Source organism: Hydrococcus rivularis NIES-593, assembly GCF_001904635.1.
In the GTDB taxonomy this organism is placed as follows: domain Bacteria; phylum Cyanobacteriota; class Cyanobacteriia; order Cyanobacteriales; family Microcystaceae; genus Hydrococcus; species Hydrococcus rivularis.
Genome location: NZ_MRCB01000031.1, coordinates 1 through 16,321, shown reverse-complemented (window position 1 = coordinate 16,321; position 16,321 = coordinate 1). Strand labels below are relative to the sequence as shown.

The window sequence follows — 16,321 nt, the reverse complement described above, 5'->3', positions numbered from 1 at the left end:
TCTTCTATCTTTAGATAGAAAAGATAGAAAGCTTTGATTTTCATAGCCAGAAAAATTTATGACTATTGGCGGACTCTACCAAAGCAGCACTATTTCTATAATCTAAGTTGTTTTAGTTTTTTTAAGGATTTCTAGCGATAAAAGAGCGATCGCTCTACAGATGCACTGCGACCCAAATTAAACAATCGTACGGGCGCAAAATCCTGTGCCCGTACGGAATTTCTGGTCGCTAATAACTGATAACTGTATAAGAGGATTTTATGTCTGTTACAATTGTGGATGAATCTGAAGCAACTTATAATAATTTGGATGAAGTGCTAAAAGACGAACCGATGGCTGTGTGTGGAGTCAAATTGCACGTTCTGCCCCACGGATTCCGCTTTAACCTGAAAACTCGCCGACCAGTTGTTTCTCAAACTAATCATTCAGCTGCGATCGCAAGTTAGATCCAGCTTTTAGTAGTCTTAGTCTCCGCGATTGTCTCCGACTGATGAGGGGCAGGTTTTACAACCTGCCCCTCCAACGCCTATTTTAAGCTACCGTAGTCTCCTGGGCAACCGGATAAACGCTCACTTTCTTGCGGCTTCTATCTTTGTATTCAAAAGTTACGATCCCATCGACTAAAGCAAATAGAGTATCGTCGCTGCCTCTACCGACATTGTTTCCGGGATGAAATTTGGTCCCGCGCTGGCGAACGAGGATGTTACCAGCTTTGACCAACTGACCGCCATAGCGCTTAACCCCTAAGCGTTTGGCATTGGAGTCGCGCCCGTTACGAGTACTACCAGTTCCTTTCTTATGAGCCATAGTTTCTTACTTTAACTTTAATTTCCTACTTGACTATTCCAAATCTATTTTATTTGTTTCGCCTAGGCTTTGGTTGTTTCTTGGGTCTCAGACTCGCTTGCAGAACTTTCTTCATTGGCGGGTGTTGCTGCTGTCTGTGCCTGGGCGGATGCAGAAGCGATAACCGTTCCATTAAGACCGATCGAATCAATCATCAGGCGAGTAAGTTCCTGGCGATGTCCCCGCTTTTTACGGGTTTTCTTCTTTGGTTTCATCTTGTAGACGATGACTTTTCGTCCTCGCAGATGTCTCATTACCGTACCTTCTACGATCGCGCCTTCGACGAAAGGTTGACCGATGGAAACTTCGCCATCGTGGTTTATCAGTAAAACTTTGTCTATGGTATATTTACTATCCGCTTCGACAGGAAGAAGTTCGATATCATAAAAGCGACCCGGTTCTACCCGTAGTTGCTTGCCGCCAGTCTCAATAATTGCGTAGGTCATTTCTCTAGTTCCAGTAAATTGCCGTACAGGTAGCAGAAAATCAATTCTGAAAATATTTTTTTGCTTTTGGTTGATGTCTTAACCTGGTCCGAGCAGGAGTTAGACACACGATCTTTTATTATCTTAGATTAGTTACAGTTATGTCAAAAAAAAATTAAATTGTCAACTTTGCGATATGGCAAATTCACTCCAAACCCCGCATAGCGGCTATCACTGGGATGGTAATGGCGATCGCTTTTTTGAAGGGTGGTACTATCGAGTCACTCTTACCGAATGGGGGCAAAGCTTTGGCTTTATGTATTCGATCGAAGATCCCATCGGAGGTAAACCTCACAGTGGCGGTGCGGCTCAAATCCTCGGTGCGGGCGATCGCTATCTTTGGCGCACCTTTCCCGACGTGCGGAGTTTTTGGGGCGCGAGAGATTATCTAGGTTTGGGGCACACCAGACGAACTAATGGAAAACATTCCTGCCAACGACTCGCTCCTGCCTCGTTTGAGCGGGAAATGCAGGAGGGATATCAAGCCACTGCAAGGTTAAATCAAGGCTATATTCGAGATCCGGGCAGTCAGTTTTATTGCCGATGGCACTACGAAATTCAGCCAATCTATGGCTGGGGCAATCCCAATTTACCGCAACAAGCGACTGGCGGTTTAATGTCTTATTTGCCTATTTTTGAACCCGGATGGCAGATTTTGATGGCTCATGGCTTAGCGACGGGTTGGATCGATTGGAATGGCGATCGCTACAATTTTACCAATGCCCCAGCCTATAGCGAAAAAAACTGGGGTCGTTCTTTTCCGCAAAAATGGTTCTGGATTAACTGTAATAGTTTTATTTGCCATCCCGATCTTGCTTTAACTGCCGGCGGGGGAAGAAGAAAAGTCTTGTGGTGGATGGAGTCAGTTGGGTTAATTTGCCTTCACTACCAGGGCAAGTTTTATGAGTTCGTGCCTTGGAATTCCCAAGTCAGTTGGCGAGTTCAGCCGTGGGGAAGGTGGGAGATACAAGCAAGAAATCATCAATTTGAAATATTGCTTATTGGCAAGTGCGATCGCCCTGGAACTTTGGTGCGCGTGCCGACAGAAGACGGTTTAAGCTTTCGCTGTCGGGATACGATGAATGGGCGATTATTGTTAGAATTGCGAGAAATTAATGGGAGAACGCTTCTGAGAGCAGAGAGTTTTTTATGCGGTTTGGAAGTCGGTGGCGCACCCTGGGATGAAGCTTGGGTGTTTTGAGATCGCTCGCGTTACTAAACTCACGTTACTAAAGGTGCTAATCGAGCTAAAACTTCATCAACCAACTCTTGGGGAGCGTTTTCGACAAATTGAGCGTTTCTAACTTGCCAATCAAATACGCGAATTTGGTCGGATAAAACTACGCCATAAGTTGTCAGTCCTTGAGGGAGAGGTACTTCAAATCGCCATCCTTTGAGGCGGCTGGTAATTGGACAAGCCAGAATCGAATGAGAAATCTGATTGTAAGCTTGTGGTGAAACGACTAAAGCTGGACGAACTCCTGCCTGCTCTCGCCCTCGTTGCGGGCTAAATGAAAGCCGAATAATATCTCCTCTGCTGGGAACATATTCTTCTACCATACTTCTCGTCCCATAGGCTCTCCCCAATCAATTTCCGTGTGTAAATTGTCCTCGCTCATCCCATCGAGGAGTTCGGAAAGCGTGTATTTCCTGCGACGAACTGGTGTAACAACTAATCGGGAGCCTTCAACAGAAAAGGTAACTTCGTCCCCTTCGTTGAGATGAATTTGTTCGGCTACCCATCCCGGTATCCTTAGCCCTAAACTATTGCCCCATTTGCCGATATTGGTAGACAAAACGATCTCCTTTTGGATGATTTATACTTTATTAATTCTAAGTATATACTTAGTTTATACGAGGAGCGGAGAAAAGAACAAACGTATTTTAATCATAGTTTTAATCGGATGTAAAAGAATGATTCCTTCTTTTTCATCTCCCTCGCCTTATGGTATATTTGTTCTATCCGGGAACGGGGTTTTGCCCGCTTACCTGTTTGGAGCGATCGCAATGGTTACGTTGAAGTTAGAACCAGTCATTCATTTGAGCGCCGAACAGTTTATCCAACTGTGTTATACCAATCCCGATGCCAAACTAGAACTGACCGCGCGAGGAGAATTAGTTGTCATGTCGCCCACGGGTGAAGAAAGCGGAATGAGAAATAGTTGGCTGACAGCTCAATTGACGGTTTGGGCAAAAAAAGACGGTACGGGCGTAGCTTTTGATTCTTCAACCATGTTTCAATTGCCCAGTGGTGCTTTCCGTTCTCCCGATGCTAGTTTGATACAACGTTCTCGCTGGGAAAATTTAACCGACCAACAAAGACAAACGTTTCCTCCCATCGCCCCAGATTTTGTCGTCGAATTGCGATCTCCATCGGATAGCCCCAAAGAACTGCAAAACAAAATGCAAGAGTATCTCGATAATGAGGTGCGATTGGGATGGTTGCTCGACCCGATGCTCAAAACCGTGGAAATTTATAGAATCGGACAACCCGTAGAAGTTTTAACCAACCCAACTCAGTTGGATGGAGAGAATGTGCTACCAGGTTTTGTGTTAGATTTGGGAGGAATTCTTTAACTGCGATGGCTAATCTACCTGTTATCCGACTGATTCCCATCGAGTCACAGAAAACTTCTCCGATTGGCTACCGGCAATGATGGCGGTGGTTTGAATGGATTTGCCCTTTTGTTGACGTACAGCATCACTGCTTGCACTTGTTTGACCGCTTACGAATGTAGTTTGTGGAGGAATATCAAAAGTAATTATTTTCAATCGTTAATTATAGTAACTAGATGTAGAGCGCCTCTCGCGCGTGTTTGGAACTGAAAGTCTTTGGTGGCAGTCCTTGTTGTAAGGCTTGCTTTCGCTCCTCAAAAAATGAGCTATGATAAGCGGTACTAGACAGCTCGACACTGGAATTTTACCAGTCCCGATCGCTTGAGAAGGTAACGTGTTCAAAAAGTTCAACCCCAAGGCAAAAAAACGGTTGAGTCAATTTCTTCGCGCGACCGCCGAGAAATTGGAGTCTAACTCCGAAACTCGCTCGGAATCGCCTTCTCCTCCTCAACCTAACTCACGGAGGCGACGAAAACCTACCGCAAAAAAACAGAAACAAAGAACGAAATCATTGCGTCTTCCCGTCCTGTTGGCTAATTTTTCCAGTCGTTTCAAAGCACTTTCTCAAGGAGTTTTTCGCCATTATCGTCCCAGATTTTGGTTTTTGATGGGTACCGGGGTTGCCCTGGGCGGCGGCGCGATCGCGCTTGGTGCAGGAGCGTACTATATAGAAAGCGGATTGCCGGATTCGGTAGATGAAATCTTGACCTATACTCGGCCAGGAACGATAACGATCGAAGCAGCCGATGGCACGATCTTGCAAGAAATCGGTCCGGTGACTCACGAAAAACTAAAAATATGGCAAATTCCCGATCGCGTTAGCAAAGCGTTTATTGCCAGCGAAGACCGCCGCTTTCAAGAACACCAAGGAGTCGATTTCTTGGGCATTGCCAGAGCCATCGTTACCAACCTGCAAGCTGGGAGAGTGGTAGAGGGAGGCAGTACTATTACCCAGCAGCTAGCGCGCATCACATTCTTAAACCAAGAGCGCAACGTCGGACGCAAGTTCAAAGAAATGCGACTGGCAAAAAAAATTGAGGAAGATTTTGATAAAGAGCAAATTTTAGAGCGCTATCTCAATCTCGTGTATCTGGGGTCGGGCGCCTATGGCATTGCCGACGCAGCCTGGGTTTATTTTAGCAAACCCGTAGGCGAACTAACCCTGGCGGAAGCGGCAACGCTGGCAGGAATCGTTCCAGCCCCCAGCGTTTATTCGCCGCTAGACAATCCGAAAGCCGCCAAGGAACGTAGAAATCAAGTTCTTAGAAAGATGCAAGCTCAAGGATTGATTACAGCCCAAGAAGCCGAAGCGGCGATTGCCTCGCCTCTAGAAGTCAAGCAAGGCAAGCTCAAGCGTTTGGAACGGAAAGCGCCTTACTTTACCGAATACATTCAAAAAGAACTTCCCAAGTACGTATCCCCAGAGGTACTCAAGGCGGGAGGAATTGTCGTCGAAACAACGCTTAACCCTCGCTGGCAGAGACATGCCGAAGAAACCATCGAGAGAACCGTAGAGCGCTACGGCAAATGGCAGCGTTTCGAGCAAGCGGCTATTGTTGCCATCGATCCCCGCAACGGTCAAATTAAAGCGATGGTTGGAGGAACGGATTTTGGCAAAAATGAATTCAATCGCGTAACGCAAGCCAAACGCCAACCCGGTTCGACCTTTAAAACCTTTGTCTATACAACGGCGATCGCGGCGGGTTTTTCGCCCAATCGTCGTTTTCCAGATGCGGAATACGTCGTCGATGGCTACAAACCAGAAAACTATGGCGACAGATATAGCGGCGCTCAAGTCTCTATGCGCAACGCGATTTCTGACTCGCTGAATGTCGTAGCCGTGCGAGTGCTGGTAGAGGTCGGTTGGAATCCAATTATCAAAATCGCCCAAAAAATGGGCATCGAATCGAAGCTTTTCCCCACCTATTCGCTTGCCTTGGGCGCGTCCGAAGTCAATCTTCTAGAACTGACCAGCGCCTATGGCACGCTAGCCAATCGAGGCGTTCGCCAACCCCCTTACGGAATTAGTCGCATTCTCGATCGCCGGGGAAGGGTTATCTATCAAGCGAACTTTAAAGCTCAAGAAGCGATCGATCCGGATACGGCAGCGATCGTAACCTGGATGTTGCGAGGGGTGGTCGATGGCGGAACCGGCGTTGCTGCCCAAATCGGGCGAGCCGTAGCGGGGAAAACGGGCACCTCTGACAAAGCTCGCGACCTATGGTTTGTTGGCTATATCCCTCAATTAGTGACCGGAGTCTGGTTGGGAAACGACAACAATCAAGCCACTTGGGGTCAAAGCAGTACGGCGGCGGCTACCTGGCGGCAATTTATGTTAGAAGCGGCTGAAGACATACCTAGCGAATCTTTTCCAGATCTTCCCAGTCGAATAGAGGGTCGCCAAGGAACCATCAAAGCCGAACCGATTAAGCCCAGGCGCAGTTATTATAATTACACCACAGCAACTAACCCGGATGGCGAACGCGTCGGTGCGGTAGGCGAAGCTAGCGTCCCTCGCAGGAGACGGCGTTTGCGACGCGATCGAAGCACTGCTACCTACGTTCGACCGGAACGAAAAGTTTATCGCCCTCGGCGATCGCGATCGGGATATTCTCGTCGGGTAGCGCCAGCGCCAGTCAATCGAGCGCCAGAACCCGCTCCTGCTGCTCCCAAACCGACGACGGCTCCAGCAGTTCCCCCTCCTGCTTCTACTTTTACTCCCCCAGCCCCTCCCGCCTCTCGAAAAGATTAACATGATAGGAGTTGAGGTTACGTAATTACCGTCGGTGCTTCCCTTCCCGTAAACTCTCTAATCTGGGCGATTTCTTGGGCAATGCCAATCAAGGGTGCGAGCGCTTCTTGGGGATCGAGATCGTGCTTGCTGGCATCGGGTTCGTAGCTTTCTAGATACACTCGCACGGTTGCCCCTTTCGTTCCCGTACCGGAGAGACGAAAGATAATGCGCGAACCATCGGTAAAACCGATACGAATACCTTGTTTTTGGCTGACGCTGCCATCTATAGGATCGGTATAGCTAAAGTCATCGCTATAGGCGACTTGATAGTTGCCAAATAGCTTTCCTTTGAGATTTGGAAGTAGAGAACGCAGGCGTTCTACCATTTCATTAGCCCTCGCTGCATCGACTTCTTCATAGTCGTGACGGGAATAAAAATTGCGACCGTATTTTTGCCAGTGACCGCGAACGATTTGTTCGACCGATTCGCCCCGCGCAGCTAGAATGTTGAGCCAGAAAAGAACTGCCCACAAGCCATCTTTTTCGCGAACGTGGTTAGAACCCGTCCCGAAGCTTTCTTCGCCGCAGAGAGTGATTTTGCCTGCGTCTAGCAGATTGCCAAAGAATTTCCAACCCGTCGGGGTTTCATAGCAATCGATACTGAGTTGAGAGGCTACCCGGTCAACTGCTGCGCTAGTGGGCATAGAACGGGCAACTCCTGCCAATCCATCTTGGTATCCCGGCACGAGATGGGCATTCGCCGTGAGGATGGCGAGGCTGTCGCTAGGAGTGACAAAAAACTTGCGACCCAAAATCATATTGCGATCGCCGTCTCCATCGGAAGCTGCCCCGAAATCCGGCGCATCGTCGCCATAGAGAATGTCTACTAACTCGCGCGCATAGACTAAATTGGGATCGGGATGACCGCCGCCAAAATCTTCCAAGGGAACGCCGTTGATTACCGTTCCTGCGGGCGCGCCCAGACGTTGCTCAAAAATTGCCTTGGCGTAGGGTCCGGTTACGGCATGGAGGGAATCCATGCACATACGAAAGTTTCCAGAGGTCAGCAAAGTGCTAATGCGATCGAAGTCGAAGAGGGACTCCATTAATTTGACGTAAGGGGCGACGGGATCGATAACCTCTACGTCCATCGTTCCCAGCACAAAAGAACCGGGGCGATCGAGATTGATATCTGCTGCTTCTAAGATTTTGTAGCTGTCTATAACTTGAGTCCGGGCATAAATGGCTTCGGTAACTTTTTCGGGTGCGGGTCCGCCATTAGTAACATTGTACTTGATCCCAAAGTCGCCGTCCGGACCGCCGGGATTGTGGCTAGCTGAAAGGATAATACCGCCAAAAGCCTTGTTCTCGCGAATGACGCAGGAAGCAGCTGGCGTTGATAGAATGCCACCCTGACCGACCAGTATTCGTCCTACGCCATTAGCTGCCGCCATTTTTAGGATCGTCTGAATGGCTTGGCGATTGTAATAGCGACCGTCACCGCCGATAACTAGGGTTTGACCTTGGCAATTGAGGGTATCGAAGATGGACTGGACGAAGTTCTCTAGATAGTGGGGCGACTGAAAGACTTTAACTGATTTTCGCAGTCCTGAAGTTCCGGGTTTTTGGTCGGGGAAAGGAGTGGTTGAGACAGTGCGTATATTCATAAGCTAATAGAATTTATCGAGTTTTACTCACAGAAATACTCAAACATTCTTATCAGATAAAGTCAAAAGTTTGTATTGTTTTTAAAATAAAAGTGCCTCCAGTTCTGCCGCCTCCTGCTTCGATAAAGAGGTTCGCAAGATTCTGCCTTTAAATTTTCCCAGTTCTTCTACAATTTTATCTGGCTCGGCTTTTCTCACTAAGACGAAAATAGCAGAGGTGTCTGGCTTCATTGTCTGTTCGATCTTCTGGATAAATAACTTATCGATGCCGATTTTGGCTAATGTCTCAGGATCGGATCCCTCCATTAGCGTCGTCAGTAACCTCCCCCAAAAGTTGCCACTCATTCCACTAGCTGCAACTACTAGATCGTAATAAGGTTTAATTCTGATTTTACCTGCCGAATTTTTAGTTACGACAACGGCATCTTCGAGATCGACAAGATGCTCCTGTTCTAGTTTTAGCAGTGAGAGCATTACTTCATCTGCTTCAAATTTATTTTGAAATCCGATTGCAACAAGTTCGCTCATATTTTTTGCTTTAAATTTTAAACAAGAAAAATTCCCCGATTAGTTGAGAATGATTTTATCAACAATATTCGTTTCTGAATCGAGTTCGTAGACGATAGGAACGCCAGTAGTGAGTTCGAGATTAGGGACTTCTTCGGGACTGAGATTTTCCAGTTTCATAATCATGGCACGCAAGGAATTGCCGTGAGCCGCCACTAGCACTGTATCGCCGTGCTTGATATGGGTGAGAATGCGACTGGTAAAGTAAGGAATGACTCGTTTTTGCGTATCCTCTAAACTCTCCCCGCCCGGAGGTGGAGTATAGTAGGAACGCCGCCACTCGCGTACTTTTTCTTTGCCATACTTTTCGGCAGTTTGCGCTTTATTCAAGCCTTGCAACTGACCGTAATAGCGTTCGTCTAGTGCCTGAGAGAGAAAAATGGGCAGTTCTTCATTGGGATTGCCTTCATATTTATCCCAACCGTGCCATTCTGGGTCGTCTGCTGCGTGTTGAAAAATAGGAGTCTTTCCACCGCAGATTTCTTCATATTCAGTCAGGCACAGGATTGCCGTTTCCATTGCCCGAACTAAGAGACTGGTGAAGCAGACATCTACCCGGTAGTGTCTTAATTTCGCGGAGGCAATCGTTGCTTCTGCACGACCTCGCCTGCTTAAGGGAACGTCAACCCAACCTGTAAATTTGTTGGCGGCGTTCCAGATACTTTCGCCGTGACGAATGAGAATGAGTTTTGCCATTTGTCATTTGTCCTTTGTTGTCCAGTCATTGCTTGCTGGCTACTGACCAATCTTGTGAATTTTGAGAAAATTGGTTCCTCGCGAATGTTGTGTGGGAATTCCTGCCATAATCAAAATACAATCCCCAACAGATGCTAAATTTTGTTGAATTAAATAAGTTTCAGCTTGCTCGACCAAATCTTCAAAGGATTCCACCTCGCGATCGAGCAGGATGGGCATGACTCCCCAAATCAGGTTTAAGCGATGGTATACTTTGGGGCTAGATGTAAAAGCAATTACTGGCGCTCTAGGACGCTCTCCCGCAGCAATTCGAGACGTATAATCTGTAGTGGTGAAGGTAACTACATAGCGCAGATTGAGAATTTTGTCAATAGCGTTGAGGGCTTCGCTCAAGGCGTGGGTTTCGTCAGTTTCTGCTGGTGGATGATTGACGAATTGAATGTCTTTTTCGACTTCATTGGCAATCTTGACGAGCATTTCTACCGATTTAACCGGGAAATCTCCCACTGCCGACTCTCCTGATAGCATGACAGCGTCAGTTCCGTCCACAATAGCATTAGCAACGTCACTAGCTTCGGCGCGAGTGGGGCGGGCATTGCGAATCATGCTATCGAGCATCTGCGTTGCCGTGATAACCGGAATGTTCTTGCGATTGCACATCCCAATAATCCGCTTTTGCAACATCGGCACTTTTTCGGGATTCATTTCTACGCCCAAATCTCCCCGCGCCACCATCAAGCCGTCACACTCTGCTAGAATAGCTTCTAAGTTTGCGATCGCCTGGGGTTTCTCTATTTTGGCGATAACGGGCAAGTCATTTGCTCCTTTTGCCGCCAAAAATTCTTTGAGAGTGCGAAGATCTTCTGCTTTGCGAACGAAACTCAAGGAAACCCAGTCTACTCCCTGAGATAGTCCGAATTCGAGATCCCGTTCGTCTTTTTCCGTCATCGACGGTAGACGCAAATCTACGCTGGGTAAATTCACCCCTTTACGACTTTTAAGGATACCCCCTTCGATAACTTGACAAATAAGGGCATTCCCTTGAATTTTTTCGATTTTTAATTCCAACAAACCGTCATCGAGCAATACTTGCGTCCCCGGTTCGGCTTCTTGGGCTAAATAAGGATAATCTATAGATACGGTATTAGGTTGCTCGGTAAATTCGGCGATTGGAACTAAGGTGAGAAATTCGCCCTCGTTGAGGGGAATCGAACCGTCAGGCAGTTCGCCCACTCGGATTTTAGGTCCCTGAAGATCTTGAAGTAATGTTATAGAAGTCTCTAACTCCTGAGAAACGGAACGCAGCAACGAAACCCTACGGGCGTGTTCTTCATAGCTTCCATGAGAAAAATTTAACCGCGCTACATTCATCCCAGCTTGGATCATTCGCTTGAGGATTTCTGGAGAACTACTTGCCGGACCAATAGTAGCAACAATCTTAGTACGGTGCATGAGAAGTTTCATAAGTACTCTTTTGGCAAAATAGCGATCGAGCCATAGATATTTTTTATGATGCGATCGCATTTTATTTTAATTGAAATCTTTAGATAAAATACTTAAATTAATTCGCCGACAAGCAATTGTATCGGCAAACGCACTGATTTTAAAATGATTCGTTAATCCTAAAATTGAGTTGAATTTAGAGATTTTCTTCTCTAGCTACTAAAAGCTTTTTATAAAAAGCTAATAATTGTTGAGCTAAAGCTTTATTAGTATACTTTTCTATAACTCTCTTATATCCCATTTCGGCTAACTTCTGCGACAATTCTGGCTGTTCTATTATCTGTCGAATACAATGACGCAATGCTTCAACATTGCCTTCGGGAAACACTAAACCTGCCTCGCCAATAACATTAGGAATTTCCCCAGAATTAGAACCAATTACTGGTATTTTAGTAGCCATCGCCTCAATCAAAACATGACCGAATTGTTCTTTCCAACCGGCAGCCGTTAGCGTCTTAAATCGATCGGTTGTTTCTGATGGCAAAACCAGCACATTCATTAAATTAATATAGCGAGGAACTTCATGGTGAGGAACACTTTCTAGAATAATTAATCTGTCTTTAATTCCTGCCTTGCTAGCCTCTGTAATAATTGTTTCTTTGAGACTTCCTCTTCCTAATAACAAAAGCTTCCAGGGCAATTCTTGTAAACCTGTCAAGGCTTTAACTAGCGTTAAGATCCCTTTTTCTGGGACAAAACGTCCTACGAATCCAACAACAAATTCCTCAGATTTAATCCCTAATTGAGAAGCTAATTCGGGTTGGAGGCGACGAGAAAATAGCCGTTCGTCTACTCCGAGTTGAGGCATGACTGTTACGGCTTTTTTATAGCCACGATCCCGCAGAATCTCCGCAGCATCTAGATTGCCAGCAACCAGTCCATCGGTATGAGTGAGATTGTAATTTTCTAATACTGAAACAGGAAATTTGGATTGATAGGGAATATTCCACCAAGTAAAGAAAACATTTTTTGCCTTCAATCCTAATAAGCGATTGAGCGTAATTAATTGAGCATAGGCAAAAGATTTCGATCCTTGTTCGACTTGAATAATTTGCGGTCGAAACTGTTTTAGTAAACTAATAATCTCCCAACCAAAAGTTAGCAATCCTTGATTATTTTGACTGAAATTTGAGATAGGAATGACGCGAAAGCTACCATCGCTCCAAGCTTTGGTTTCAATAATTTGGTTCTGAACGCCACCCGGTTGCCATCGCTTTGGAACAACGACAGTTACTTCAACTCCTGGTTCTAAGTGCGCCAAAGTTCTTAATTTTTCGCAATTAAGAGCAACGATATAGGTATGGCTGGCTACTAATATTCTCATAAAAAAAGTTCGTCTTTCTGCTGTTGGGATTCTTTAAATACTACAAATACTACATAATTTCTACCTTAACGAAATTGATATAGTAGTAAGTCCAAGTTTATCTTTCAATCGAATGCTCCATAAATCTAAAAATTGTTAGATTGCAAGAGAATCTTAGCCAGATGCAATGCTTCTCCAGCCGTGGAAATTTTGCCTTCAATGTAGGCTATTTGCAGCTCGGTGAGTAATTTGCCGATCTTCGGACCAGATGCAAGGCAAAGATGTTTTATCAAGTCGTGACCCTTAACTAATGGCTTGGGATGAGCAACGGGATCGCTCTTATCGAAATAGCGATTAGCTAGCATGGCAATTGCATCGCGATCGACTCCTACAGCCATGGCTAACAACGCTAAAGTTGGAAAAACGTCTCCCACGCCTAAAAAGAAAAAATATTGTTCTCTAAGGCTCATAGAAGTAGCATTCTGCTGCAATTGAGGCAAATATTTTAAAGCCGTTGTAATCGTCCGAATATGGGCGCGAGAGTACTTTAATTTAACTAGCTCCATTTCGGCTTCTTGTGGATTAGAAGCCAACAAGCAGGCAAGCTTTGCCATCTCGATGGTTTCTGGAGATAGGGAAAAGGGTTTATTAACGAGATCTGGCAAGATGTCAGCCGACCTTTCTATTCTTTCGACTTGTTGTAATTTTTCTGCCGTTGTATTTTTAAGCCAAGGTTTGAGCAACCCATCTTCCCAAGCTGTCGCCAACCAAATATTTCCTCTGGGATGAGCCACCAGTAAATGCCCCAACTCGTTTTGTACCCTTTCTGCCGCTATTGTGCCCAGCAGAGGCGCTAATTGACGAATCGTTGCTCTTGTAGTCGCTTCGATGGTGAAATTCAGTTGAGCAGCTTGGCGATAAGCCCGTAATAGACGCAGGGGATCGTCTTTAAGATTGCCTGGCGACACCATTCTTAGCTTTCTTTGTTCTAGATCGACTAATCCCCCTAGCGGATCGATTAACTCTTGTCGGTGGGGATTGTAAGCGATCGCGTTAATAGTAAAATCCCGTCGTCGCAAATCGGTTTCTAGGCTGTCTCCTTCCTGCTGGGCAAAATCTACCGTCCCCTGCTTAAAGACTACTCTAGCAATTCGACGCCGTTCGTCTAGGACGACGAATCCAGCCCGATAGCACTCGGCAATTTTTCGTGCCACCTCTACCGCTAATTCTGGCAAAACAAAGTCTAAGTCTAAATAATCTCTTTGACGATCGAGCAGCGCATCGCGCACCGCACCGCCAACCAGACAAGCCGTCGGCGGCAGACAATCTATGCTGAAAGGCAAATGGTTCCCAAGTAAAAGCGCTAATTTTTTTTGCCAGAACATTCAATTCAGAACTTTAGAAAAATCAATACTTTACAAAAATCAATCTAAAGAGTTGGTCATCAATGGCTTGCCTGAGCTAGATTAACAAAAAAGTGGGATCGAGTTAGAGCCATGTGTATTTGTGTGAACTGCTACTTTGTCGATCGCTGCCAAACCTACCACTCGGTAGAACATCAGCATCAACAACCCCATTTAACCGAAAATCCTGATTTCGAGCCAAACGAACCTACTATCAATGTTAATATTCGTACTAAAGGCGAATACATTGAAATGGAGTGGGATGTTGTTGGCTGCAACAGTTTCTTGCGCGAAACTGGCAAATGGGCAAAACTTCGCCCCGGCGAACCAATACCAACTTAAAGGTAAAAGGTCAATTTTTTTTACTTCTTCCTTTTTCTTTGAAATTGACACTTATGCCTGGATCGCGTCAAGATGTGATAAGAAGTAAACCTTTGTAAAGAACGGTTTAAATGTCATTAGAGCTTTTGTCGCTAGATAATATCCAGGAACTTGCAAGTCAATACGGTTATTGGGCTGTTTTTATTGGGATCGCTTTAGAAAATATGGGGATTCCCATTCCTGGCGAGACAATCACTATAGTTGGAGGCTTCTTAGCGGGGAGTGGGGAGTTAAACTACTGGCTCGTGCTGGCAAGCGCGATCGCAGGAGCGGTTTTTGGCGATAATTTAGGTTACTGGATCGGCAGGATCGGTGGCTGGCAATTTTTATTGCAGTTGGGACGCTTTTTTAGGATTCACGAACACCAACTAGAAAAAGCGAGGAAACAGTTTAGTCTCAACGCTCCTAGAGCTGTATTTTTCGGTCGATTTGTCACGTTATTGCGGATTTTTGCAGGACCAATGGCAGGAATCGCTCAAATGCCCTACTCGCAATTTTTATTGTGTAATTTCGGTGGGGCTGCTGTTTGGGCATCGATTATGGTAACCTTATCATTTTTCTGCGGGCGGTTAATTCCTTTGCATCAATTGGTACATGGAATTACCCAATTTGGAATTCTGGCTCTGCTGTTGGTCGTAGCCTGGGTTACCGTAACCTATTGGCGAGAATCTCGCAAACTGAAACAGCAGGCTGGAGGATGAAGAGAAGATCGATCTCTCGTCTTTTAAAAGTTTAATTAGAATGAGTATTTAGAAAGTATTTCGAGAAACTCCGAACGAGAAAAAGGTTTCGTAAGGTAATCGCTCGCTCTAACCATTTTAGCTTTGGCGCGAGCGAAAATTCCTATATTTGCCGTCACGATCGCGACTGGCTTCGTCTTTAGCAAAGAGTAATTTCTAAAAGCATAATCATAAAAAAATCTCGCCTTTGTAAAAAATAATAAAAGTTAAACTAAGGATAGAAAACTCTATTCGAGTTCGAGAGATACTGGTTGGCATAACGAGCTATAAATGAAGGCAAAGGAGAACTAGCAAAATCCGTTTTTTTGCATCTTAAATAGACTCGCACTCGGATCGAAAGGAGGGATATATGGAAAAAAATATGGCTTTTTGGAATAAAGCAGCAAAAGAATCCGCTCAGTCTTGGACTGAAGCAATGGCTCAAGTGTGGATGAGCTGGATGGCTTTGATGGGTTTTGAGACCGTGCCTAATGCCAATGGTGAAAAGCCAGCCTCAGACAAAGCTGAAGAAAAATATGAAGTGCGGCACGTAGATGACTCGCCAACGCCAGTCGCACAAAAACCTGAAGTGCGATCGCACGCAAGCGACTCGCCAACAATTGAATCCAGCGAAGCTAATTCTGTCCATACTTCCAGCGGCCAGACTTCTGCAAAAGCAGCACCAGCAGACGAAAGCGATCTGCTCAAACAGCAGTTGGAAGCCAAAGACCGTATTATTAAAGAGTTACAAGAGCGATTGGCTGTCGAGCAACCCCCCCCCCCCAAAGAACGCTTAGAAAGCTATGAGGCACTGCAACAGCAGTTGGAAGCCAAGGAGCGAGACATTAGCTATTTACAACAGCAGTTGGAAGTTAAGGAGCGAGATATTAGCTACTTACAAAATCAGTTAGCCTTTGAGCGAAAGCTAGCCAAAGAAAAAGCAGAAAGTTATGGGAATTTGCAACAGCAGTGCGAACAACAGGCTAAATTGATTGTTAGACTGAAAAGTCAAGTGGCAGAGTTGCAAAGTCCGTCGGCGATCGCGTCTTGGCAGCTTAATAAATGGCGCTATCGAACCTTTTCTGGCTAAAGGCACGGTCAAAATTTACTTGACTAAAAAAAGCGATCGCGTTGTCTAAGAAATCGCTCCTAGTTGTTTCATGACTTCTAACAAGTTTGTTTCGTACCACATTTCCACAATCTTGTCTCCAGATAGGCGCAGGAGAGTAAAACCATTCCCACTCACCCACTTACCCGTCGGCGGAACTCCCATAAACTTTCCAGTTTGAGCGCCTCGTAAAACGTGACGATAGACAACGCGATCGCCGCGATGATAGTTAATCGATGGCGTTTTGGTAGCAACCGTACAGAAACTTACGCTAAGGCTGTAATTATTACTGC

At 45.7% G+C, this 16,321-nt stretch carries 17 protein-coding genes and 1 pseudogene; 7 read left to right on the top strand and 11 right to left on the bottom strand.

The features are described 5' to 3' along the window. Positions 1–263: 263 nt before the first annotated feature. Positions 264–446 (top strand): annotated as a pseudogene (locus NIES593_RS19095) (cyanophycinase); the annotation flags it as partial. A gap of 85 nt (positions 447–531) precedes the next feature. Here NIES593_RS19095 and rpmA read toward each other — a convergent pair. After that, positions 532–807 (bottom strand): 50S ribosomal protein L27, encoded by a 276-nt coding sequence (rpmA, locus tag NIES593_RS19090; protein WP_015141970.1) that lies wholly within the window; start codon positions 805–807, stop codon positions 532–534. 62 nt (positions 808–869) lie between these two features. Then, a complete protein-coding gene (rplU, locus tag NIES593_RS19085; RefSeq protein WP_073601092.1) occupies positions 870–1,292 on the bottom strand; it encodes a 50S ribosomal protein L21 in 423 nt (140 codons plus the stop codon). 175 nt (positions 1,293–1,467) lie between these two features. Here rplU and NIES593_RS19080 point away from each other — a divergent pair, with 175 nt between their 5' ends. Continuing rightward, positions 1,468–2,532, top strand: a complete 1,065-nt coding sequence (locus NIES593_RS19080; RefSeq protein ID WP_073601091.1) for a tocopherol cyclase family protein — start codon at positions 1,468–1,470, stop codon at positions 2,530–2,532. 20 nt (positions 2,533–2,552) lie between these two features. Here the strand turns inward: NIES593_RS19080 and NIES593_RS19075 are convergent, their stop codons facing one another. Beyond that, positions 2,553–2,891 carry a type II toxin-antitoxin system PemK/MazF family toxin gene (locus NIES593_RS19075; protein ID WP_073601090.1) on the bottom strand — a complete coding sequence of 113 codons (339 nt, stop codon included), beginning with the start codon at positions 2,889–2,891 and terminating at the stop codon, positions 2,553–2,555. Beyond that, positions 2,885–3,127, bottom strand: a complete 243-nt coding sequence (locus tag NIES593_RS19070; RefSeq protein ID WP_073601089.1) for an AbrB/MazE/SpoVT family DNA-binding domain-containing protein — start codon at positions 3,125–3,127, stop codon at positions 2,885–2,887. The genes NIES593_RS19075 and NIES593_RS19070 overlap by 7 nt, the downstream gene beginning before the upstream one ends. A gap of 211 nt (positions 3,128–3,338) precedes the next feature. On the opposite strand from NIES593_RS19070, the gene NIES593_RS19065 reads away from it, so the two are divergent. Then, entirely contained in the window at positions 3,339–3,908 is a 570-nt protein-coding gene (locus NIES593_RS19065; protein ID WP_073601128.1) for a Uma2 family endonuclease, read from the top strand. 373 nt (positions 3,909–4,281) lie between these two features. Further along, positions 4,282–6,699, top strand: coding sequence for a transglycosylase domain-containing protein (locus NIES593_RS19060; protein WP_073601088.1), 2,418 nt, complete (start codon positions 4,282–4,284; stop codon positions 6,697–6,699). A gap of 17 nt (positions 6,700–6,716) precedes the next feature. On the opposite strand, the gene NIES593_RS19055 is transcribed toward NIES593_RS19060, so the two are convergent. The 6 genes from NIES593_RS19055 to NIES593_RS19030 all read right to left on the bottom strand — a co-directional run bounded on the left by NIES593_RS19055 (position 6,717) and on the right by NIES593_RS19030 (position 13,802). Continuing rightward, positions 6,717–8,348 carry an alpha-D-glucose phosphate-specific phosphoglucomutase gene (locus NIES593_RS19055; protein ID WP_073601087.1) on the bottom strand — a complete coding sequence of 544 codons (1,632 nt, stop codon included), beginning with the start codon at positions 8,346–8,348 and terminating at the stop codon, positions 6,717–6,719. 81 nt (positions 8,349–8,429) lie between these two features. Beyond that, positions 8,430–8,876: a DUF1269 domain-containing protein gene (locus tag NIES593_RS19050; RefSeq protein ID WP_073601086.1), complete on the bottom strand. Its 447-nt coding sequence runs from the start codon at positions 8,874–8,876 to the stop codon at positions 8,430–8,432. A 39-nt stretch (positions 8,877–8,915) separates the two neighbouring features. Further along, positions 8,916–9,611 carry a 2,3-bisphosphoglycerate-dependent phosphoglycerate mutase gene (locus NIES593_RS19045; RefSeq protein ID WP_073601085.1) on the bottom strand — a complete coding sequence of 232 codons (696 nt, stop codon included), beginning with the start codon at positions 9,609–9,611 and terminating at the stop codon, positions 8,916–8,918. Between the two features lie 39 nt (positions 9,612–9,650). After that, positions 9,651–11,075: a pyruvate kinase gene (pyk, locus tag NIES593_RS19040; protein WP_073601127.1), complete on the bottom strand. Its 1,425-nt coding sequence runs from the start codon at positions 11,073–11,075 to the stop codon at positions 9,651–9,653. Between the two features lie 175 nt (positions 11,076–11,250). Next, on the bottom strand, positions 11,251–12,438 hold the full coding sequence (gene hpsO / locus NIES593_RS19035; protein WP_073601084.1) for a hormogonium polysaccharide biosynthesis glycosyltransferase HpsO: 1,188 nt from the start codon (positions 12,436–12,438) through the stop codon (positions 11,251–11,253). A gap of 125 nt (positions 12,439–12,563) precedes the next feature. Then, complete coding sequence (locus tag NIES593_RS19030) at positions 12,564–13,802, bottom strand: tRNA nucleotidyltransferase/poly(A) polymerase-related protein (protein WP_073601083.1); 1,239 nt, start codon at positions 13,800–13,802, stop codon at positions 12,564–12,566. 111 nt (positions 13,803–13,913) lie between these two features. Between NIES593_RS19030 and NIES593_RS19025 the strand changes: the two genes are divergently transcribed. From NIES593_RS19025 to NIES593_RS19015, 3 genes are all read left to right on the top strand, one after another. After that, positions 13,914–14,162: a Ycf34 family protein gene (locus NIES593_RS19025; protein WP_073601082.1), complete on the top strand. Its 249-nt coding sequence runs from the start codon at positions 13,914–13,916 to the stop codon at positions 14,160–14,162. Between the two features lie 110 nt (positions 14,163–14,272). Beyond that, positions 14,273–14,902, top strand: a complete 630-nt coding sequence (locus NIES593_RS19020; protein ID WP_073601081.1) for a DedA family protein — start codon at positions 14,273–14,275, stop codon at positions 14,900–14,902. Between the two features lie 388 nt (positions 14,903–15,290). Continuing rightward, positions 15,291–16,010 carry a hypothetical protein gene (locus tag NIES593_RS19015; RefSeq protein WP_073601080.1) on the top strand — a complete coding sequence of 240 codons (720 nt, stop codon included), beginning with the start codon at positions 15,291–15,293 and terminating at the stop codon, positions 16,008–16,010. A 45-nt stretch (positions 16,011–16,055) separates the two neighbouring features. On the opposite strand, the gene NIES593_RS19010 is transcribed toward NIES593_RS19015, so the two are convergent. Beyond that, positions 16,056–16,321, bottom strand: a 266-nt coding sequence (locus NIES593_RS19010) for an ester cyclase (protein ID WP_139253748.1), incomplete at its 5' end; no start/stop codon positions are given.

Bases quoted from the DNA above. Each gene is read 5' to 3' on its own strand.
- hpsO (WP_073601084.1), bottom strand. From the start codon at position 12,438: ATGAGAATATTAGTAGCCAGCCATACCTATATCGTTGCTCTTAATTGC.
- NIES593_RS19050 (WP_073601086.1), bottom strand. From the start codon at position 8,876: ATGAGCGAACTTGTTGCAATCGGATTTCAAAATAAATTTGAAGCAGAT.
- NIES593_RS19020 (WP_073601081.1), top strand. From the start codon at position 14,273: ATGTCATTAGAGCTTTTGTCGCTAGATAATATCCAGGAACTTGCAAGT.
- NIES593_RS19045 (WP_073601085.1), bottom strand. From the start codon at position 9,611: ATGGCAAAACTCATTCTCATTCGTCACGGCGAAAGTATCTGGAACGCC.
- NIES593_RS19025 (WP_073601082.1), top strand. From the start codon at position 13,914: ATGTGTATTTGTGTGAACTGCTACTTTGTCGATCGCTGCCAAACCTAC.
- rplU (WP_073601092.1), bottom strand. From the start codon at position 1,292: ATGACCTACGCAATTATTGAGACTGGCGGCAAGCAACTACGGGTAGAA.
- NIES593_RS19065 (WP_073601128.1), top strand. From the start codon at position 3,339: ATGGTTACGTTGAAGTTAGAACCAGTCATTCATTTGAGCGCCGAACAG.
- rpmA (WP_015141970.1), bottom strand. From the start codon at position 807: ATGGCTCATAAGAAAGGAACTGGTAGTACTCGTAACGGGCGCGACTCC.
- pyk (WP_073601127.1), bottom strand. From the start codon at position 11,075: ATGAAACTTCTCATGCACCGTACTAAGATTGTTGCTACTATTGGTCCG.
- NIES593_RS19055 (WP_073601087.1), bottom strand. From the start codon at position 8,348: ATGAATATACGCACTGTCTCAACCACTCCTTTCCCCGACCAAAAACCC.
- NIES593_RS19080 (WP_073601091.1), top strand. From the start codon at position 1,468: ATGGCAAATTCACTCCAAACCCCGCATAGCGGCTATCACTGGGATGGT.
- NIES593_RS19030 (WP_073601083.1), bottom strand. From the start codon at position 13,802: ATGTTCTGGCAAAAAAAATTAGCGCTTTTACTTGGGAACCATTTGCCT.
- NIES593_RS19015 (WP_073601080.1), top strand. From the start codon at position 15,291: ATGGAAAAAAATATGGCTTTTTGGAATAAAGCAGCAAAAGAATCCGCT.
- NIES593_RS19075 (WP_073601090.1), bottom strand. From the start codon at position 2,891: ATGGTAGAAGAATATGTTCCCAGCAGAGGAGATATTATTCGGCTTTCA.